General features: G+C 64.5%; 18 protein-coding genes. 6 read left to right on the forward strand and 12 right to left on the reverse strand.

Annotated elements, in window-relative coordinates; genetic code table 11:
* Positions 1-14 precede the first annotated feature (14 nt).
* Positions 15-1301: an ATP-binding protein gene (locus tag DQ397_RS19495; protein ID WP_043213686.1), complete on the reverse strand. Its 1287-nt coding sequence runs from the start codon at positions 1299-1301 to the stop codon at positions 15-17.
* A complete protein-coding gene (locus DQ397_RS19500; protein WP_043213685.1) occupies positions 1298-2038 on the reverse strand; it encodes a response regulator in 741 nt (246 codons plus the stop codon). Before DQ397_RS19500 ends, DQ397_RS19495 begins: the two co-directional genes overlap by 4 nt.
* Before the next feature lie 216 nt (positions 2039-2254).
* Between DQ397_RS19500 and DQ397_RS19505 the strand changes: the two genes are divergently transcribed.
* Both DQ397_RS19505 and DQ397_RS19510 read left to right on the forward strand, forming a co-directional pair.
* Positions 2255-2527, forward strand: a complete 273-nt coding sequence (locus DQ397_RS19505; RefSeq protein WP_043213683.1) for a DUF2790 domain-containing protein — start codon at positions 2255-2257, stop codon at positions 2525-2527.
* Positions 2517-3047, forward strand: a complete 531-nt coding sequence (locus DQ397_RS19510; RefSeq protein WP_052352489.1) for a thioredoxin family protein — start codon at positions 2517-2519, stop codon at positions 3045-3047. Before DQ397_RS19505 ends, DQ397_RS19510 begins: the two co-directional genes overlap by 11 nt.
* 31 nt (positions 3048-3078) lie before the next feature.
* Here the strand turns inward: DQ397_RS19510 and DQ397_RS19515 are convergent, their stop codons facing one another.
* Both DQ397_RS19515 and DQ397_RS19520 read right to left on the reverse strand, forming a co-directional pair.
* Entirely contained in the window at positions 3079-4224 is a 1146-nt protein-coding gene (locus DQ397_RS19515; protein ID WP_043213681.1) for a hypothetical protein, read from the reverse strand.
* A 107-nt stretch (positions 4225-4331) separates the two neighbouring features.
* Complete coding sequence (locus tag DQ397_RS19520; protein WP_043213679.1) at positions 4332-6014, reverse strand: amidohydrolase; 1683 nt, start codon at positions 6012-6014, stop codon at positions 4332-4334.
* 232 nt (positions 6015-6246) lie between these two features.
* Here DQ397_RS19520 and DQ397_RS19525 point away from each other — a divergent pair, with 232 nt between their 5' ends.
* Positions 6247-6870, forward strand: coding sequence for a TetR/AcrR family transcriptional regulator (locus DQ397_RS19525; RefSeq protein WP_043213676.1), 624 nt, complete (start codon positions 6247-6249; stop codon positions 6868-6870).
* A gap of 51 nt (positions 6871-6921) precedes the next feature.
* Here DQ397_RS19525 and DQ397_RS19530 read toward each other — a convergent pair whose 3' ends face one another.
* Complete coding sequence (locus tag DQ397_RS19530; RefSeq protein ID WP_043213673.1) at positions 6922-7770, reverse strand: shikimate dehydrogenase; 849 nt, start codon at positions 7768-7770, stop codon at positions 6922-6924.
* Positions 7767-8216 (reverse strand): type II 3-dehydroquinate dehydratase, encoded by a 450-nt coding sequence (gene aroQ, locus DQ397_RS19535; protein WP_043213671.1) that lies wholly within the window; start codon positions 8214-8216, stop codon positions 7767-7769. The genes DQ397_RS19530 and aroQ overlap by 4 nt, the downstream gene beginning before the upstream one ends.
* 226 nt (positions 8217-8442) lie before the next feature.
* Here aroQ and DQ397_RS19540 point away from each other — a divergent pair, with 226 nt between their 5' ends.
* The 3 genes from DQ397_RS19540 to DQ397_RS19550 are packed head-to-tail and all read left to right on the forward strand — an operon-like array spanning position 8443 to position 14112.
* Positions 8443-9684, forward strand: coding sequence for a TolC family protein (locus DQ397_RS19540; RefSeq protein WP_043213668.1), 1242 nt, complete (start codon positions 8443-8445; stop codon positions 9682-9684).
* Positions 9685-9742: 58 nt separating this feature from the next.
* Positions 9743-10957, forward strand: coding sequence for an efflux RND transporter periplasmic adaptor subunit (locus DQ397_RS19545; RefSeq protein WP_043213667.1), 1215 nt, complete (start codon positions 9743-9745; stop codon positions 10955-10957).
* 14 nt (positions 10958-10971) lie between these two features.
* Entirely contained in the window at positions 10972-14112 is a 3141-nt protein-coding gene (locus tag DQ397_RS19550; RefSeq protein ID WP_043213665.1) for an efflux RND transporter permease subunit, read from the forward strand.
* Between the two features lie 31 nt (positions 14113-14143).
* Here DQ397_RS19550 and DQ397_RS19555 read toward each other — a convergent pair whose 3' ends face one another.
* The 6 genes from DQ397_RS19555 to DQ397_RS19580 form a co-directional block, all read right to left on the reverse strand.
* On the reverse strand, positions 14144-15472 hold the full coding sequence (locus DQ397_RS19555) for an MFS transporter (RefSeq protein ID WP_148921600.1): 1329 nt from the start codon (positions 15470-15472) through the stop codon (positions 14144-14146).
* A 179-nt stretch (positions 15473-15651) separates the two neighbouring features.
* The gene (locus tag DQ397_RS19560; protein ID WP_145997246.1) at positions 15652-16359 is read right to left on the reverse strand and encodes a hypothetical protein; all 708 of its coding nucleotides are present in this window, start codon (positions 16357-16359) and stop codon (positions 15652-15654) included.
* A gap of 192 nt (positions 16360-16551) precedes the next feature.
* Positions 16552-18702, reverse strand: coding sequence for a TonB-dependent siderophore receptor (locus DQ397_RS19565; RefSeq protein WP_043215093.1), 2151 nt, complete (start codon positions 18700-18702; stop codon positions 16552-16554).
* 68 nt (positions 18703-18770) lie between these two features.
* On the reverse strand, positions 18771-19178 hold the full coding sequence (locus tag DQ397_RS19570; protein ID WP_043215091.1) for a DUF2946 domain-containing protein: 408 nt from the start codon (positions 19176-19178) through the stop codon (positions 18771-18773).
* Positions 19179-19256: 78 nt separating this feature from the next.
* Positions 19257-20030: a ParA family protein gene (locus tag DQ397_RS19575; protein ID WP_043215089.1), complete on the reverse strand. Its 774-nt coding sequence runs from the start codon at positions 20028-20030 to the stop codon at positions 19257-19259.
* A 119-nt stretch (positions 20031-20149) separates the two neighbouring features.
* Positions 20150-20500, reverse strand: coding sequence for a hypothetical protein (locus DQ397_RS19580; RefSeq protein ID WP_043215081.1), 351 nt, complete (start codon positions 20498-20500; stop codon positions 20150-20152).
* Positions 20501-20551 lie beyond the last annotated feature (51 nt).

Below are 20551 nucleotides of genomic sequence, written 5' to 3' on the forward strand. Positions count from 1 at the left end.
ACGCGGCCCCCACGTCATTTGAGCTCGATCTGCGCGCACAGCCCGCCGCCAGCGCGGTTGCTCAAGGTCAGTTGCCCTCCCATGGCCTGGGTCAGTTGCTGAGCGATCGCCAGCCCCAGGCCGGTACCTCCGGTGCTGCGGTTGCGGGAACCTTCCACCCTGTAGAACGGTTTGAGCACTTCGGCCAGCTCATCGGCGGGAATGCCAGGCCCTTCGTCGAGCACACGGATCAACGTGCCGTTCCCGGTGTGTTCCACCTCAAGCTGCGCGGCACCTGCGAACTTCAGCGCATTGTCCACCAGGTTCACCAGCACCCGGCGCAGGGCATGGGGGCGGGTGTGGAGGGTGACATCGGTGGCACCCAGGCGCTCGACCTTGGCGCCGCTGTCCTGGTAATCGAAGACCAGGCTGTCGAGGAAGGCATCGAGCTTGATGCGGCATGGCGCCTCGGTGCTGCTGTCCATGCTGCGCGCGTACGCCACGCCTTCGCGCACCAAGTGTTCCATGGCGCTCAGGTCGCTCCAGAGTTTGTCCTTCTCCAGGCCGTCGTCCATCACCTCCACCCGCAATTTCATGCGCGTGATGGGGGTTTGCAGGTCATGGGAGATGGCCGCCAGCAGTTGCATGCGCTCTTTGAGGTAGGCCGCGATGCGCGCCTGCAGGGCGTTGAAGGCGACTGCCGCGTAGCGCACCTCTCGGGGGCCGCTTTCGTCCAGTTGGGGGCCGGGTTTGTCCGGGTCCAGATCGTCCACCGCACGGGCCAGCCGGGTCAGTGGACGGATCGCCAGACGCACGGCCAGCCAGGTGCAGCCCAGCAGCACCGCCAGCTGGATCAACAGCACCACCGGCAGCCATTTGGCCAAGGGCACGCCGGCCGGCGTGACGTCGATGGTCAGCGGCGCGCCGTCCGCCAGGCGCAAGTGGGCCTGAAAATGCGCAATGGGGCCCGGGATCTCCTGGAAGGTCAGGCGATAATCCTGGCCGATCGCCTTGACGATCGACTCGGCGGCCATGGGCGGGTCCTCGCTGGCCATGGCCTGGCCACTGAGGCCTTCACTGAGTTGATAGCGATAATTTTGCCGTTGCAGGCGTGGCAGCCAGGCAGCACGCTCGTTTGCTGGCAAGCGCTCGAGGATCGCCACCGAGGTTGCCACGTCTTGCTCCAGGTTGTTGAGCATCATCGAACGGCTGCTGACATAGCGCTCGTAGAACTGCAGGCCGAACGACAGCCCGTAGGCCAGCACCAGCCCGGTGAGAAAGATCAGCGCCAGGCGCGAGGCAAGGGTACGGGGCCATCTCATAACGGCGACTCGAGCAACTGCACCGGCAGGGAGAACACATAGCCCTCGCTGCGTACGGTTTTGATGCAGGTGGGTTCGCGGGCGTCGTCGCCCAGACGTTGGCGCAGGCGGCTGACCAGCAAGTCGATGGAGCGGTCGAAGATATCCGCCTCGCGGCCCTGGGTGAGGTTGAGCAGTTGTTCGCGGCTGAGCACCCGCTGGGGGTGGTCGAGAAACACCCGCAGCAGGCGATACTCCGCGCCGCTCAGGGCCACCAGGGTGCCGTCGGTGTCGAGCAGGTGGCGGGCGGTGGTGTCCAGCCGCCATTGGCCGAAGCCGATCAGCCGGCTGCTTTCGCTGATGGTCAGGTTGGGCGGCAGCATCCGCGTGCGACGCAGCACGGCGTTGATGCGCGCCAGCAGTTCACGCGCCGAGAAGGGTTTGGTGAGGTAGTCGTCGGCCCCCATCTCAAGGCCAATGATGCGGTCGGTCTCATCGTTGCGTGCGGTGAGCATCAACACAGGCGTGTTGCGGTGCTTGCCGGCGCGCAGTTCACGGCACAGCAACAGGCCGTCGTCGCCGGGCATCATGATGTCGAGCACGATCAGGTCGACCGCGTTGTTCTCCAGGAAGGCGCGCATTTGCCGGCCATCGGCGACGATGCTGGTGCGCAGGCCGTTCTTCTTCAAGTAATTGCCGACCAGCTCGCGGATTTCGCGATCGTCGTCGACGATCAGGATGTGATCGACATGTTCCATCGGAGGGTTCCTGTACAGGGTTGGATAGGCGCAGTGTACCGAGCGTTGTGGCCCTTGCGGACCGGGCTTTGTATTGCAGTGTATCCGTCGGCGGTGCAGATACAGCACAAGGCAATAGGAGGCCTTTGCGGACACAGCCCGGATACCCGCCAGCGGTGAAATGGCTCTCGACCGGGGAAGACTCCCCACCGCATAAACACTCGCAGGAGAGATGCCATGACCACCAAGACTTTTGCCATCGCCGCCTTGTTTGCCTTGTCCAGTTTGGGCGCCATCGGTGCCCAGGCAAGCCCGCAACCGATGCAGGACAACGTGATGCAATACCGCTATGGCGATCATCTGGATATCCAGAAAGTACTCTCTACCCAGGACGACCAGGCCAACGCCTGTGGCGTGGTCACCACCCGCATGGATTACCTGGACTCCCACGGCCAGCGTCAGAGCGTCGAGTACCGTACCTACGCCACCGGCGGCTGCCATGAAAATTGACCGGCGCATGCTGATCAAGGTCGGCGGGTTGGGCATGGGACTGGTTGGGCTTGGCCTGGCCGGTTACCTGGCGGCGCGGGACGGGCAGGGCGCCATGCCTTCGCTGGCCGGCGCCAGCCAGTGGCTGAACTCGGCGCCGCTGGATGCCCCGGCGCTCAAGGGCAAGGTGGTACTGGTGGATTTCTGGACCTGGGATTGCGTCAACTGCCAGCGCAGCCTGCCCTATGTCAACGACTGGTCCCGGCGCTATGCCGACCAAGGGCTGGTGGTGATCGGGGTGCATACGCCGGAATACGACTATGAGCATGATCTGGGCACCCTGCGCCAGAAGGTGGCCAGTCTAGGCATCGGTTATCCGGTAGCGGTGGACAACGACTACCGGATCTGGAACGCCTGGGGCAACCAGTTCTGGCCAGCCCATTACTTCATTGACCGTCAGGGACAGGTGCGCCATGTGCATTACGGCGAAGGCGGCTATGACGGTCAGGAGAAGGTGATACAGGCGTTGCTGGCTGAGTGACCGCGTATCTTGGGGCGCTTGGCGCCCCTTTTCATAGGGCCTTCTGCCGCTCGCGCATGCCTGCCATGCACTTGAGCAGAAAACCGATGGTCACCGCACTGGCTGCGGTGATGAAGATCGAAGGCTTTCCGGTCACCTGCAGCAGCATCGAGATGAACGCTGGCGCAACTGCAGCCGCACTGGCCAGCGTGATCGGCACCAGTGGGGTGAACTGGCCTTGGGGGTCGTTGGTGGCGATGGCGCCCATGTAGTAGCTCAACGCCAGGGCCCAGCCGAAGTTCAGGATGAACAGCGTCACGAACAGGCTGATCGCGCTCGGTGTACCCCCGGCGAGCAGGACGATGGCCAACAGCACCAGCAACGAGCCAAGGCCGATCATCGGCCCGCGGCTGACCCGTGCCCCCAACAGGCTCGGCAGACCCGAGCCAGGCAGGCCGCCCAGCACGCCCATGCCGAATGCCCAACCCACCTCCACGGCGCTCAGGCCTTGGTCATGCCCCAGCTGATCGAGGAAGCCCCAGACGCTGTAGATCGCCAGTTGCAGGAACAACATACCCAGCAATGAATAGCGGCCGATGCGCGCCGATCCCTGACCGCTGGCGGCCAGCACGGTGCCGCGGGTGACGGCGTGGCAGACCGGTAAGGCGATGCAACTGACGCTGATCAGGCCGAACCAGCCCGCCATCGAGGCGATTGCCAGCGAACTGCCGAACGCTTCGGCCACCAGCGGCAGGGTGGCGGCTGAGAACGCGAAGATGCCTGTCTGCAGGAACAGCACCAGGCCAAAGGAGCGGTCCTGTCCCGGCAGGCGGCCGAGGTCGTTGAGGGCATTGGCGTACAACAGGCCCCCGCCAATCCCCGCGAGCAGGCGCCAGGCAAGTACCGGGGTGAAGCTGGCGCTTTGCGCCGTGAACAGATTACAGGCCAGCGCCAGCAGCGCGGCCAGTAGATAGACGCGGCGCTGGCTACCTTGCCGAGCCAACAAGGGGCTAAGCAGGGTACCCAGGACCAGGCCACCCATTTCCATGGCGATCACCAGGCCTTGCTGGCTGAGGGAAAGGGCCAGGCGTTCGGCCAGCAGGCCGATGAACATGGGTTGAACGCCAATTACGATGATGGCCGTGCTGGCGATGAAGATCAGAGAAGCACGCTGGAGCCGGGAATTGTTGTTGTGCATTGTGGGGTCCCGATGAATGAAATGGCTGATGCGTGTCGCAGTGGAGCGCCCCGCAGCCCGCGCGTTGGCGCGACACTGCGAAGCGGCTTGGGACGAAGGGCCTGGGCTCAGGTCAGGGCGCGGCTCAGCTGGTCATGGGTGACTTGGCCGTTCATCAGGGTCAGCAGAACCTCGGTCTTGCCGATCTGGTAGCGGTCCAGCTCGAACAAGTCCTGTTCCAGAATGATGATATCCGCGCGCTTGCCTTCGCTGATCGAGCCGATCTCTTTCTCCAGGCCCAACTGGTAGGCGCCATTGATGGTGTAGGCGGCGATCAGCTGGGGGATGCTCAGCTTCTCGTGGATGTCCGGCATCACCGGGGCATCGGGCTCGCCCGCCAACTGCCGGGTATGGCCGGACTCGATGTGCTCCACCGGTCGATGCTGGCAGCGGCACTGGCAGGCCAGCCCGTCCATGCCGATGGACACGGTCACGCCCTGTTCGATGAAGCTGCGGAACTTGTACATCGAGGCCCAGCGCTGCGGGCCATAGGACTTCTGGATCGCCTGGGTATAGGCGTCGACCACACCCCACTGCAGCTGGGTATTGGCCATTACGCCGATGCGGCGAAAACGCGGGATGTCGTCCGGGTGGGTGAGGAACGCGTGGGTGATCACATGGCGACGGTCACGTGGCGGGTTGCTCGCGCTGACACGCTCGAACACATCCAAGGCCATGCGCACGGCGCCATCGCCCACGGCGTGGACCATCACATCGATGCCGTTGAGGTCGGCCTCGCGCACGTGCCGCTCGAAGGTTTCCTCCGGCATGGTGGTGCTGCCGCAGCTGTGCGGCTTGTCACAGTAGGGCTCGAGCAGGTAGGCGGTGTGGTTCATCTCGGTGCCGTCGAGCATCAGTTTCAGCGCCTGGGCCTTGACCAGAGGGCTTGCGTACTCAGCGCGCAGGGCCTTGAGACTGGCCACCGGGTCCGGGTCGGTGCCCATGTCGATGTAGCTGCCGACCACCCGGAGCTTGAGGCGTTGCTCGTCTTCCAGGCGCATCAGGGTCTGGTACAGCAGCGACTGATCGCCGCTCGGGTCGAGGAAGCCTGCGTCGAACACGGTGGTGATGCCGGCGGCGACCAGTTTCTCCTGCCACAAGGCGATCGAGCGCAGGTACAGATCGATGCCGACGGGCAGATAACCCAGGTCGCTCAGGCGCTGCATCAGTAGCGAATAGGCCGCGCCATCGACGATCAGGCCGGTGGGTTCGCCGGTGTGCGGGTCCTTCTCGAACCAGCTGGCGCCTTCTTCCACCGGTGGCGTGTCACGGTCGATGCCTGCCAGCTCCAGGGCCTTGGAGTTGACCCACATGGAATGGTAGTCGGTGGACAACAGGCACACTGGCTTGTCGGCACAGATCGCGTCCAGGGTTTCGCGGCGCAGCATGTCCCCAGGCACCAAGGCCTGGACCCAACCCATGCCGGTGATGGCCTTCTCGTTGGGGTTCTCGTCCACGTAGCGCTTGAGCGCAGCCAGCACCTGATGGGGGTCTTCATGGTTGACGAAGGCCTGATGGGCGAACGCGGTGGTGGAAAAGTGCCAGTGGGATTCGACGAAACCTGGCAGCACCAACTTGCCCTGGGCGTCGAGCATGCGGGTGGCAGGGCCCTTGAAAGCCAGCACGCTACGGTCGTCGCCGACATGCACGATACGCTCGCCGCGCACCGCCACGGCGCTGGCCCAGGGGCGGTGCGGATCGACGGTGTAGATACGGGCGTGGTGGATGATCAGGTCGGCATGTTCAGTCATGGCGGTACTCGTGGGGCTGGGCGAGGGAGGGCCGCGGACGACAGGCGAGGGTAGGCATTGCAAGGCTCCCGCTGGTTGTTGTTGTCGGGCAGGGTGCGGCCGGTACGGCGTGGTCAGTCGATCACGTGGAAATATTTTTTAATCCATAAAAACTTTTAGTCAATAAAATTTTTAATCGAATGAGTTTGCCGTTATGCTGGGCGCCCACCCGCCAACGCCAGCCAGGAGAGCCATGAGCGGATTGCGCGAACAACAAAAGGCCCTGCGCCGCCAGGCCATCAGTCAATCGGCCCTGAGCCTGTTCGAGAGCCAAGGGTTCCAGACCACCACCATGGAGCAGATCGCCCGTTCGGCGGCGGTCTCGGTGCCTACGGTCTTCGCCTATTTCGGCAGCAAGCAGGAGATCCTTCTGGAGAAACTGCGCGAGGCGGATCACCGCGCCATCAGCGCCGCGCGCCAGCGCATCCCCGAGCTGGACGACCCGATCGACACCATTTGCTATTTCGAGCGTTGCCTGACCGAGTTCGCCTTCGAGGTGCTGTCGCCTGCGTTGTGGCGCGAGATCCTGCCCCAAGTGATTGCGCTGCTTGGGCCTGATCAGTCGGCGTTGCCTGCGCCCTACAAGCGGGTCAACGATGCGTTGGTGAGCGAGATCGCTGCGCTGCTGGACGAGCTGCGCGGGCTGGGCAAGTTACGCGCCGATCTGGATGTCGACTATGCCGCCTTCATGCTCAACGACTATGGGCACCTGCAACTGCTGCGCCTGTGCCGCAGCGAGCCCATGGACTTGGAGCGGTACTGGCGCGAGGTGCGTGAATCGACTGCGTTCATGGTGCGTGGGATGCTGCCCGCCTGATGACGTGCAATCTGCTTCGCGGGTACGGCGATGTACCCGCGAGCAGGTACCTCACCCCAGGCGTGCGAAATGCGCTTGCATGCGCCCGGCATCGGCGATTCGGCCGGTGAACAGCTCGAATGCCTTGACTGCCTGGAATACCGCCATGCTGCTGCCATCGAGCGTGCGACACCCCAGCGCCCGGGCATGGCGCAGCAGCTCGGTTTCCAGCGGGAAATAAATGATTTCGGCCACCCACAGCCGGGCATGCAGCAGCGCCACGGGCAGGGGTGTGCCGGGCAGCTTGGCCATGCCCACCGGGGTGGTGTTGACCAGCCCGTCCGCCGTAGCCATGGCGGCAGCCAGGTCCGTGCCGAGTGACGCCCGGCCTTCGCCGAAGCGGGCGCTGAGGTTACCCACCAGCGCCTGGGCGCGCGTGCTGTCCACATCGAACAGCACCAAATGGCGTACGCCTTCACCAAGCAGCGCATGAGCCACCGCCGAGCCCGCGCCGCCGGCACCCATCTGTACCACCTGGTCACGTGCCACATCCGGCAGGCCCCGGCGCAGGCCTTCGGCAAAGCCCAGGCAGTCGGTGTTGTGGCCGACCCGCTTGCCGTCTTTGAGCACGACAGTGTTCACCGCACCGATGCCTTCAGCCTCTTGCGACAGCTCATCGAGCAGCGGCAGGATCGCCTGCTTGAACGGGTAGGTGATGTTGAGGCCGGTAAACCCGGTGCGCTGGGCCGCATCCAGCAGGCCGGGCAAAGCGCTGTCATCCAGGCCCAGCTGGTCGGCGTCGATCAACCGGTACAGGTAGCGCAAGGCTTGGGCGTCGCCCTCGTGCTCGTGCAGCGCTGGGGTCCGCGAGGCTTGGATACCACGGCCGATCAGCCCGGCCAGGACAGTGTTCGGGTTCATCCGCGTGGCTCCTTGAGCAGTTGGGCGAAATGCGTCAGGGCCAGGCGGTAGCCGTGGCTGCCAAGGCCACAGATCACGCCCACGGCGATCGATGACACGAAGGAGAGGTGACGGAACGGCTCGCGCTTGTGCACGTTGGAAAGGTGCACCTCGATGACTGGCAACTCGCTCGCCGCCAAGGCATCGCGAATGGCTACCGACGTGTGTGTCCAGGCGCCGGGATTGATCAGAATGCCGGCACAGCGTCCGCGTGCGGCGTGTGTCCAGTCGATCAGCTCGCCTTCATGGTTGGTCTGGCGAAATTCGATTTCCAGGCCGAGCGCGTGTGCGCAGTCGGCACAGCCTTGGGCCAGGTCGGCGAGGGTTTCCTGGCCATACTGGTCGGGCTCGCGGGTGCCGAGCAGGTTCAAGTTGGGGCCGTTGAGCACGAGGATTCGGGGCGTCATGGCGGGGCATCGCTTTGTTGTTCTTGGATGCCTCGATATATGTACCACCTGGTTAGTTTCGTCAATTTCCTTCGTTTGCCCCGCAGCGAATGTGTGCGGTTATCGGATAGTGTCGTCCTTCGGCCTCCCTTTCAAAATTGTAATTTTGCCGCCACCGAGCCGATAGGCGGCGCTCTTTACAGTCCCTCGCCATGCTTTCCGACGCTTGCCGACGAGGACTTCAAACGTGCCGCGCAACCGGTTCATCCCCCGCAGTACCGCCTTGTTCTGTCTACTGCTGGCTGGCCTCGCTGCGCCCAGCCTGCGCGCTGAGCAGCGCCTGAGCCTGCCCCAGGCGATCGAGGCCGCCTTCGCCCAGAACCCCGACCTTGCTGCCGCCGGCCGCGAAATCGGTATCGCCGAAGGTGAGCGGCGCCAGGCGGGGCTACTGCCCAATCCAGAGTTGTCCTGGGAAGCCGAGGACACCCGCCGCGATACCCGAACGACCACCGTGACCCTCAGCCAGGCCCTGGAACTGGGCGGCAAGCGCGGCGCACGCATCGACGTGGCCGCCGCCGGCCAGAGCGTCGCCCAGCTGGAGTGGGAGCGCCAGCGCAATGGCCTGCGTGCCGATGTGGTGCAGGCCTTCCATGCCGCCTTGCGCGCCCAGACCGCCCTGGAGTTGGCGCAGCAATCCCAGGCCTTGACCGAGCGCGGCCTGCGGGTCGTGCAAGGGCGGGTGAAGGCGGGACAGTCCTCGCCGGTCGAGGCCACCCGCGCCCAGGTTCAGCTGGCCCAGGCGCAGGCGCAGGTGCGCCGTGCCGAGTCGCAGCGCGTCGTCGCCAATCAGTCTTTGGCGCGGCTGACCGGCAGCCCGCAGGCGGCCTTCGCTCGCCTGGATACGAGCCAGCTGTCGCCGGGCCCGGCACCTCGCGCCCAGACCTTGCTCGACAAGGTGTCGCAAACCGCCGAGTGGCGCCTGGCAGAAGCGCAGATCCAGAGAGGGGAGGCGTCCCTCGGCTCGGAAAAAGCCAAGCGCATCCCCGACCTGACCGTGAGCCTGGGCAGCCAGTACAGCCGTGAGGAGCGTGAACGGGTCAACGTGGTCGGTCTGTCCATGCCCCTGCCGTTGTTCGACCGCAACCAGGGCAATGTGCTGGCTGCCGCGCGCCGCGCCGACCAGGCCCGTGACCTGCGCAACGCCGTGCAGTTGCGCCTGCACAGCGACACCCGCAGCGCCGTCAGCCAGTGGGCGTCGGCAATGCAGGAGGTGCAGGCCTATGACCGCACCATCCTGCCTTCGGCGCAGCAGGCTGTGGACACCGCCACCCGTGGTTTCGAGATGGGCAAGTTCGCCTTCCTCGATGTCCTCGATGCCCAGCGCACGCTGATCGAGGCACGTGGGCTGTACCTGGAGGCCCTGGCCTCGGCAACCGATGCCCGTGCTCAGGTCGAGCGCATCTACGGCGACCTTGGCCCAGACCATTGACCGAGGCCTGTCTCGCCCGTCTGCACCGATGCCATCGGCAATCCCTTTAGGAGCAACCATGCAAAACACCCGCAAACTCGCCATCCTGGCCGCTGCCATCGCCGTGATCGGCCTGGGCGGCCTGGCCTGGACCCAATCCATCGGCCAGGCTCCTCAAGACACCCAGGGCGAAAACAACCCTACCCATGACAGCCCGCAGCAAGACGATGGTCATGCTCACGCCGAGGGTGGCGATGAAGGACATGAGGAACAGGAGGGCAGCCTGCACCTGTCCGCCACCCAGATCGAAGCCGCTGGTGTGCAGTTGGTCGCTGCCGCGCCGATGACCTTGGGCACCGCTATCAGCTTCCCTGGCGAGATCCGCTTCGACGAGGACCATACCGCTCATGTAGTGCCCCGTGTGCCCGGGGTGGTGGAATCGGTGCACGCCGACCTGGGCCAGCCAGTCAAGCGTGGACAAGTCCTGGCGGTGATCGCCAGCCAGCAGATCTCCGATCTGCGCAGCGAGCAGCAGGCTGCCCAGCGCCGCGTGGAACTGGCGCGGTTGACCTTCAAGCGCGAACAACAGCTGTGGCAGGAACGTATCAGTGCCGAACAGGACTACCTGCAAGCCCGCCAGGCCTTGCAGGAGGCCGAAATCGCGCTGACCAACGCCCAGCAGAAAGTCGCCGCCGTCGCTCCGGCCGGCGCAGGCAATCGCTACGAGCTGCGCGCCCCCTTCGACGCCGTGGTGGTGGAGAAGCACCTGACCGTCGGCGAAGTGGTCGACGAGACCAGCAACGCCTTCACCCTCTCGGACCTGAGCCGGGTCTGGGCCACCTTTTCGGTCACCCCGCGTGACTTGAGCCGGGTCACGACCGGGCGGACGGTCACCGTGAGCGCGCCGGATCTGGGGGCTCAGGTCCAAGGCCAGGTCAACTATGTGGGCAGTCTGCTGGGCGAGCAAAGCCGCGCAGCCACTGCCCGTGCCACCTTGGCCAATCCCAACGGCGCCTGGCGTCCGGGGCTGTTCGTCAACATCGCGGTGAACGTCGAGCGCTTCGATGCCGCCGTGGTGGTACCAGAGGCAGCGCTGCAAACGTGGGAGGAACAGACCGTCGTGTTCGCCCGCACCGACGAGGGTTTCCAGGCCCGCCCGGTGAAAACCGGCCGACGCGACGCAGGCCAGGTGGAAATCACCGACGGCCTGGCGGCCGGCACCCAGGTGGCGGCCGCTGGCAGCTTCGTTCTCAAGTCTGAGCTCGGCAAGGGCTCGGCCGAGCACAGCCACTGACTGGGGACCTCTTCATGTTCGAACGCCTGATCCAATTTGCTATCGAGCAGCGCCTGGTGGTGATGCTCGCGGTGGTGCTGATGGCTGCCGTCGGCATCAACAGCTACCAGAAGCTGCCGATCGATGCGGTGCCGGATATCACCAATGTCCAGGTGCAGATCAACACGGCCGCGCCCGGCTACTCGCCGCTGGAGACCGAGCAGCGCATCACCTTTGCCATCGAGACCGCCATGGCCGGCCTGCCGGGGCTCAAGCAGACTCGCTCGCTGTCGCGCTCGGGGCTGTCCCAGGTGACGGTGATCTTCGAAGACAGCACCGACATCTTCTTCGCCCGCCAGTTGGTCAATGAGCGCCTGCAGGTGGCCCGCGAGCAGCTGCCCGCCGGCATCGAAGCGGCCATGGGGCCGATCTCCACCGGGCTGGGTGAGATCTTCCTGTGGACCGTCGAGGCCGAGCCAGGGGCGCTCAAGGACGACGGCACGCCCTATACGGCGACTGACCTGCGGGTGATCCAGGACTGGATCATCAAGCCACAACTGCGCAACGTGCCGGGCGTGGCCGAGGTCAATTCCATCGGCGGCCATGCCAAGCAATACCTGATCGCTCCGGACCCAAAACGTTTGGCGGCCTACAAATTCACGCTCAACGATTTGATCGGCGCTTTGGAACGCAACAACGCCAACGTCGGCGCCGGCTACATCGAGCGCAACGGCGAGCAACTGCTGATCCGCGCCCCGGGTCAGGTGGCTTCGGCTGAGGACATTGCGAACATCGTCATTTCCAGTGTCGACGGCGCGCCGATCCGCGTCAGCCATGTCGCCCAAGTAGGCCTGGGCCAGGAGCTGCGCTCCGGTGCGGCCACCGAGAACGGCCGCGAAGTGGTGTTGGGCACGGTGTTCATGTTGATCGGCGAGAACAGTCGCACGGTGTCCCAGGCGGTGGCGCGCAAGCTGGCCGACATTAACCGCACGCTGCCCAAGGGGGTGATGGCCGTGACGGTCTACGACCGCACCAACCTCGTGGAAAAGGCCATCGCCACGGTCAAGAAGAACTTGGTGGAGGGCGCGATCCTGGTGATCGCGGTCTTGTTCCTGTTCCTGGGCAATATCCGCGCGGCGTTGATCACCGCGATGGTCATTCCGCTGTCGATGCTGTTCACCTTCACCGGCATGTTCAACAACAAGGTCAGCGCCAACCTCATGAGCCTCGGGGCCTTGGACTTTGGCATCATCGTCGACGGCGCGGTGGTGATCGTCGAGAACGCCATCCGCCGACTGGCCCACGCCCAGCAGCGCCACGGCCGCATGCTGACCCGCGCCGAGCGCTTCCATGAGGTATTCGCTGCCGCCCGCGAAGCGCGCCGGCCGCTGATCTATGGCCAGCTGATCATCATGGTGGTGTACCTGCCGATCTTTGCCCTGACCGGCGTCGAGGGCAAGATGTTCCACCCCATGGCGTTCACCGTGGTGATGGCCTTGCTGGGGGCGATGATCCTTTCGGTGACCTTCGTGCCTGCGGCCATTGCCCTGTTCGTCACCGGCAAGGTCAAGGAAGAAGAGGGCGTTGTGATGCGCACCGCCCGCCAGCGCTATGCACCTGTCCTGGCCTGGGTCCTGCGCCAGCGCACGCTGGCCTTCGCCGGCGCCGCCTTGCTGGTGGTGTTGTCCGGTGCATTGGCCAGCCGCATGGGCAGCGAGTTCATCCCCAGCCTCAGCGAGGGCGACTTCGCCCTCCAGGCCCTGCGGGTACCGGGTACGAGCCTGAGCCAGTCGGTGCAGATGCAGCAGCGCCTGGAACAGATCATCATCGCCCAGGTGCCGGAGGTGGAGCGGGTATTCGCCCGCACTGGCACTGCCGAGATCGCCTCTGACCCGATGCCGCCGAACATCTCCGATGCCTATGTGATGCTCAAACCGCGCGAGCAATGGGCCGATCCCGGCAAGCCGCGCGAAGCGCTGATCGCCGAAGTACAGCGTGCCGCGGCCAGTGTGCCGGGCAGCAACTACGAGTTGTCCCAGCCGATCCAGTTACGATTCAACGAGCTGATTTCCGGCGTGCGCAGCGATGTGGCGGTGAAAGTGTTCGGCGATGACATGGACGTGCTCAACCGGATCGCCGCGCAGATCGCCGCTAGCTTGCAACAAGTGCCGGGCGCCTCCGAGGTCAAGGTGGAGCAGACCACCGGCCTGCCGGTGCTGACCATCGACATCGATCGCGACAAGGCCGCCCGTTACGGCCTGAACGTGGGGGATGTGCAAGACGCCATTGCCATCGCCGTCGGTGGCCGTACCGCCGGTACCCTGTACGAAGGCGACCGACGCTTCGACATGCTGGTGCGCCTGTCCGAAACATTGCGCACCGATGTCGACGGGCTGTCGGGCCTGCTGATCCCCGTTCCGGCCAGCAGCGCCGCGGGAGCTGCGCAAATCGGGTTCATCCCGCTGTCGCAGGTGGCCACGTTGAATTTGCAATTGGGGCCGAACCAGGTCAGCCGTGAGGATGGCAAGCGGGTGGTGGTGGTCAGCGCGAACGTGCGTGGTCGTGACCTGGGTTCGTTCGTCGAACAGGCCGAGCAACGGCTGATCGACGAGGTGCAGATTCCAGCGGGCTACTGGACCCGCTGGGGTGGCCAGTTCGAGCAGTTGCAGTCGGCGACCGAGCGCCTGCAGGTGGTGGTGCCGGTTGCATTGCTGCTGGTGATGGCGTTGCTGCTGATGATGTTCAACAACCTCAAGGACGGCTTGCTGGTGTTCACCGGCATCCCGTTCGCCTTGACCGGCGGTGTGTTGGCGCTGTGGCTACGGGACATCCCGCTGTCGATTTCCGCCGGGGTCGGGTTCATCGCGTTGTCCGGGGTCGCGGTACTCAACGGACTGGTGATGATCGCCTTCATCCGCAACCTGCGTGAGGAAGGGCGCACGCTGCATGCGGCGATCGAGGAAGGGGCACTGACTCGCCTGCGACCGGTACTGATGACCGCTCTGGTGGCCTCGCTGGGGTTCATCCCCATGGCCCTGGCCACCGGGACCGGCGCCGAGGTGCAGCGACCGCTGGCGACCGTGGTGATTGGCGGCATCCTGTCGTCCACCGCCTTGACCTTGCTGGTGCTGCCGGCGTTGTACCAGTGGGCGCACCGGCGTGAGGAGGCGGCTTGAGCCGCCCCACACGCCGCACTTTGCTCAATCGCTAGGGTATCGCGCGCGCAGGCTGGCGCTCGCCGGCGTCCTCGTGCAGAGAGATCTGCGAGGTCTCCGGCAGTGCCAAGCCGCCCACCAGCGCCACCAATGCGATCACCACCAGGTAAAAGGCCGGCGCCAGGCTGCTGCCGGTCTGGCTGATCAGCCAGGTGGCCACCAGAGGCGCGGTGCCGCCGAACAGGGTGTAGGCCACGTTGTAGGTGATCGCCGAGGCGGTGTAGCGGGTGCGGGTCGGGAAGGTCTCCGACAGCAACGCCGCGGTGACCACGCCACTGAGCAAGGCACCGACGGCCAGCAGGATCACCCCCAGCAACGCGCCGGACATCGAGCCGGAACTGGCCAGCCAGTAGGCCGGGAATACCGCCACCATCACCCATAGGCAGGTGAAGCCGATGGTCTTGCGCCGCCCGACCCGGTCGGAGAAGGCGCCGGCCAGCGGGCAGCCGACCGCGGCGAACAGCAGCGCCACGGTGGTCACCAGCAGCGACTGGGCGCGGCTCAGGTTGCCGACCATCTGCAGGTAGGTAGAGAAGTAAGTGGTGAACATGTAGAACGACAGCGCGGTCAGCGAAATGAACGCGCCCAGGTTGCGGATCGCCCTGCCGTGGTGGCGCAGGGTTTGCTTGAGCGGCGAGTGGCTGTGTTCCTTGCCCTCGGCCATGGCCTCGCGAAAGGCTGGGGTTTCCTCCATCCGCCAGCGCAGGTAGAGGCCGACCAGGCCTAAAGGCGCGGCGATCAGGAACGGAACACGCCAGCCCCAACTGCTCATGGCCTCGGGGGTCAGGCTCGCCTCCAGGGTGTAGGCAATCACTGCCGCGCAGGCGAAGGCGGAAAAGGTCGAGACCGGCACGAAGCTGCCGTAGAAGGCCCGTTTGTCCTGCGGTGCATGTTCCATCAGATAGGCGCAGGCGCCGGCGTACTCGCCGCCTGCGGAAAAACCTTGCAGGCAGCGCGCCACGGTGAGCAACAGCGGCGCCGCCAGGCCGATGCTGGCGTAGGTCGGCAGCAGGCCGATCAGGGTGGTTGAGCCGGCCATCAACAGGATGGTCAGCGACAGGATGCGCTTGCGACCCAACCGATCGCCCAGCGCGCCGAACACGATACCGCCCAGCGGTCGCAGGGCGAACGCTACGGCGAATACGGCAAAGGTCTTGAGCAAGGCGACGCTGGCATCTTCGCCTGTGAAGAACAGGCTGGCGATCAGCGTGGCGAGAAAGCCATAGACGGCGAAATCGAACCATTCGACGAAATTGCCGATGGCCGAGGCGGCGATCACCCGGCGCAAGGTGGCGGGGGATACCTCATGGGGTACGGACATTGGGATGTTCTCCGGTCTTCAAAGGCAGCCTGGGCGCAAGTGCCGTGGTCAGGCCACGGCATCGTTGTTGTGAAGACCAGTAGAACGGCAGGCGGGAGGGCGCGCTTTTTCGTGGGCGACATCGGGATACCTGTTTTGGCCTGCAGGGCGCCGGAGGGCGTTCTGTGCAATCGAGGCGGCTATTGGCGGCCGACTTTCCAGGGGGCGTATTCAACGACCGCATGATTTTCTGCAGGCGCCTGCGCCTCCAGCATGAAACTAGGCATGTCACGCAGGTCGAGTTGCATGCAGCGACGGCTCAGGTCGGCTTGCAATTGCCCATCCAGGCGAAAAGCATCGGTTCGCTGCGGTACGGGGGCCAGATCAACCAGGCAACCGGTGACTTTGCCCTGGGCGTCGGCCTGGTAGCGGATGACCGCCTGGCCAACGCTGTCGACGGGTTGCTCACGCATCAGTTGCTGCCAGAAAAATGCCTTGCGCGCTTCATGGATCCGCCAGGGGTGATCGCTGGCCAATGTCGGCCAAGGCGCGACTATCACGATGGGGGCAGTGATCTGGACGGTCTCTTCGCCTCCATACAGCTCGCTCGGCACCAAGGGATAAATGGTCTTCCAGCATTGCCGTTCGACTGCGCGGGCCAGAACCGGATAGGCGGAACGGACCACTTCAGCAGGCAGCTTGGCGGCGTACTCCGGTTTGCCGGGCTGGGTTGAACAGGCGACGGGGCGGGACTGGCGATCGAGGGTGACCTTGAGATCGACTGCCCCGCTAAGCTTACCTTGGGTTGCGGTCGTTACGTCGTTGGCAAGGACAGACTGCATGGCCTCGATAAAGGGCTTCTCGGCTGGGGTGACGGTCGATGCCTGGCAGGCTGCGAGCGAGAGCATGCTTGCCCATAAACACAAGTGGAGCGGGTAGGCGTGTAAGAAAGCGGGTCGCACGGGAACATCCTTGGTCGATAGCCGGAGCGTTCATGCTCCGGCGTAGTGAGAGAGGCGTGCGGGATCTTAAAGGGGTTGAGCAATGGCGGAAAAATACAATGTGTATTGAGATTTTTCCGCCAGCTTTCGGTCCGCCACTCAGAAGCGCAAGTCTATCGCCACCTCGACGGTACGCGGCGCGCCCATGTAGTACTGCCCGCCATACGCCTGTTTGGCATACAGCTCATCGGTGAGGTTGCGCACCCGAGCGGTGAGGGTGGTGTGCGCGTCCAGCCGATAGCGGGCAAAGCTGCCCAGCAATGTGTAGGCCGGCGCTTGCAGGGTGTTGGCGTTGTTGGCGTACACCGAGTCGACGTAGCGCACGTCCACGCCCGCCGACCAAGCCGAGGTGAAGCTATAGGTCAGCCACAGGTTGGCGACGTTGGCTGGCACGTTGACTGGGGTGTTGCCTTTGCGCGAGACCGACTGGCCGCCGGCCGCTTCGTTGAAATCGTCGTATCGGGCATCGACATAAGCGTAGTTGCCCTCGGCCAGCAGCTTGGGCGTGACCTGCAGCCGCCCCGACAGCTCGATGCCGCGGGAAGTCTGCTGGCCAGCCTGGACCATCACGTTGGGGTCGTTGGAATCGCGCACGGCAAAGTCCTTGCGCACGATCTGGTACACCGCCACCGTCGCTGCACCCCTTCCGTCGAGGAAGTCGAACTTGCTGCCAGCCTCCCACTGCTCGCCCTTGGAGAGGTCGAACAGGCCGACGTTGGAGTAGGTCGCTGCGGCCAGCGAGCCGGCGGGCAGGTCGGCGGCGGTGCTGTACTGCATGTAAACGCTCGCCACAGGTGTCAGCTCGTAAGTCAGGCCGATGCGCCCGCTCAACGGCTCCCAGCGGCGCTCGAAGAAGGCCGGGCTGGTCGGCGAGACAGGACCATAGTTGGTCACTTGCATGTCCAGGTAGTCGTAGCGCAGACCGGTGAGCAGGGCCAGGCGGTCGGTGAGTTGCAGACGGTTCTCGGCGAACAGGGCTCGGTTGGTCACCTCGTTGTGACGCTGCTTGGTCAGGCCTGCGTTCACGCCGGGGATGTCATCGAAGCTGCCCGGGTCGAAATGCGCTGGATCGACGACATCACGCCAACTACCCGAAGTGGGGTAGAGGGTCTGGCGCATGCGCGAATAGTCCAGGCCCAAGGACCACTGACTGGCGAGGCCCAGCACTTGATCATCGTGGCGCAGTTCGATGCGGTCGCCCAGCAGACGCTGTTCGTGGCGTTGCAGGTAGGGGCTCGAGCGCACCACGTTACCTGCGTCGTTGTAGGCGTAGCTTTCGAGGTTGCGGTAGTCGCGCTGAGCGTTGTAGTGGTACAGGGTGTTCTGCACGCTCGTCGTGTCGCTGATCTGGTAATCGAGGATCGAACGCAGCCAACGAACCCGCTGCTCATAGCGGCCATCGGCGACGTTGTAGTTCTCGAAGCGCCGGCTGCGGTCGATCTTCATCGTGCTGCGCCCGGGCAGGATGGGCGAGCCCCAGTAGGGGCTGTCTTCCTTGTCTTGCTGGTATTCCAGGGCCAGGGTGTGGGTGAGGTCGGGGGCAAGGTCGCTGAGCACGGAGAAGGCCAGGCTGTCGGTCCAGCGTTCGTTGCGGTCCACGTATCCGTTTCCATGGCCACGGCTGAAGTCCAGTCGGGCGAAATGCCGGGCGTCGGCCGGGTTGCTGGCCAGGGCCTGGTTGATGCCGAAGGCGACTTCCGAATCGTCGTAGCTGCCATAGCGCACCCGGCCGTCGAAGGTCTGTTCATCACGGCTGGCCAGCTTGGTGATGGTGTTGATCGAGCCTCCCACGGCGCCTGTGCCATGCAGGAACGACGACGGCCCGCCGATCAGTTCGACCCGGTCGACGACCCAGGCGTCCACCGGGCGGGTGGCGCTGCTGTAGCCCAGGTTGATGCCGTTGTAGAGCTGGGTGACCTGGTTCTGGGTAAAGCCCCGGTAGGACACGAACCCACCGTAGCCCGGATTGGCCGACGCGTTCACGCCGGTCATGGTGTTGAGTACGTCCTGGGTGTCCTTGGCATCACGTTCCTCGATCACGCGGCGGTCCGAAACGCTCACCGAGGCTGGCGTCTGCCGCGCAGTCAGGCCCAATCGGGAGCCGGTCTGGATCGGCTCGTCCAGTTGCACGCCACTGGGTGCCTCGCGTTCGCCATCGATCGTGGTGGCGGTCAGTTCGACGGGGTTGGCACCCGCCCAGGCGTAGCTGCAGGTGCCCATCAGGAGCACCAGGGAAGTATTGCGGATCATGTTGTCAGGGATTCCACGCAAAGGTCATGGCTGGCCACGACCGTGCACGCGAAAGCACCCGGTCGAGGTCAGGCTGAAGTTGCTGCTGCGAGGAAATCGGAGGGGGAGGCGCGAGGGTTGAGGGCAGGGCGCAGGTAGCGCGGTGGCGGTTGCGCCCAGCTGCGCACCACGATCGGCGAGGGCGAATTGCCTTGGGCCTGGGTGAAAGTCCAGGCGCTGCTGGTCAGCGGTACTGCCAGGGCGAAGGAAGAGCACACTGGGCAATCGAGCTGCGCCATGTGCGAGTCGCTGCCGCTGTCGCCTAGGTCGACGGCCGGGCCGTGGTCACTCGACAGCGAACAGAACCCGCCTTCCAGTCCGGACAGGCGAAGGCCACTCATCTGGCCATGGTGCAGGCCGCACAGCAATAGGCTGAACAGGACGCTGGCATAGAGCGTCCAGGCGGTCAACACACGTGTCCGGCGCAAGGTTTTCATGGCGGCGAATCTACCATTCGGATGAACGGTCGTGATGTGGTGGATTGTCGCAGCATGGCGCCCAGATGCTGCGCCGGTTCAGGCTGCCCGCTCCAGCACATCCAGCAGATCGACGAACTCCTGGGACAAGCGGTGTCGGGGCGCCAGGTGTACAAGCGGCATCGCCGCTTCATGGGATTGGCGCATCTTGATCGAACTGCTCAAGTACACCGGCAGCACCGGCAGCCCCTCGGCGCGCAACTGATCGACCAGGGTTTGGTGCAGGGCCGTACGCCCGGCGAACTGATTGACCACCACCCCTTCGACCACCAAGTTGGCGTTGTGGTCCTGGCGCAGTTCCTCCACTTCCACCAGAACACTGCGTAGCGCCTGGCGCGAAAAACTGTCGCAATCGAACGGGATGAGTAGCCGCTCGGCCGCCACCAGGGCACTGAAGGTATAGAAGTTCAGGGCTGGGGGCGTATCGATGTAGATGCGCTCGTAATCATCCGACAGCTGCACGAGCAATTTGCGTAGCTTGTTGATTTTGAATTTGCTTTCGAGCTTGTGCTGCAGGTCGGTGAGGTCCTGGCTGGCGGTGACCAGGTGCAGGTTGTCGTAGCGTGTTTCGGTGATCGTCACGCGGTGCTTATTGCCGGCCGCCGTGGTGGTCAAGGTCTGGCGGAAGAAATCGGTGATGCCGGCAGGGATTGCATCGTGGGCAAGGCCGGTCAAGTAGTAGGTGGCGTTGGCCTGCGGGTCCAGATCGACCAGCAAGGTTCGATAACCTTCGGCGGCGCTGGCGGCAGCGAGGTTACAGGCGATGCTGGACTTGCCTACACCGCCTTTGTGGTTGAACACGACACGACGCATGGTACTTCATCCCTGATAGGTTGCAGATCGAGGTCAATCCTATGACCGTAAGATGACAGTATTAAGACAAGGCTTGTTACATGTCGGGCAGAGGCCCTGTACTAGAGCAGGTGCAGGCCTCAGGGTGCTTCACGATCATCGTGGATGTCCGAACCGCCCGAGGTGCCGGCGTCATCGACATCGCCGCTGTTGCCGGTGCCCGGGCCTTGGTCGCCCTTGCTGCCTTGGGAGGTGCCGTCGCCGCCGGTGTTGTCGGTGTCGTTGGCATCGGTGCCACCGTTGCCGCTGCCCGTGGCGTCACCTGGAGTGCCAGAGCCCATGGCACCGCCGTCGCGATCGATGGTACCGGTGCCGGGTGTCTGCTCGCTGGGAGTGCGTACGGTATTGGCAGTGCCGGCCGCCAGCGCCAAAGGCGCGCTGGCGCCCAGACACAGGGCAAGGCTCAATGAAAGCAGGTGTGGGTGTCTCATGGCACGTCTCCTGGATCAGGTCTGCGTGCATTGGAACCCTCGATGCCAAGG

It is taken from the genome of Pseudomonas sp. CK-NBRI-02 (assembly GCF_008124495.1).
GTDB lineage: Bacteria > Pseudomonadota > Gammaproteobacteria > Pseudomonadales > Pseudomonadaceae > Aquipseudomonas > Aquipseudomonas guariconensis.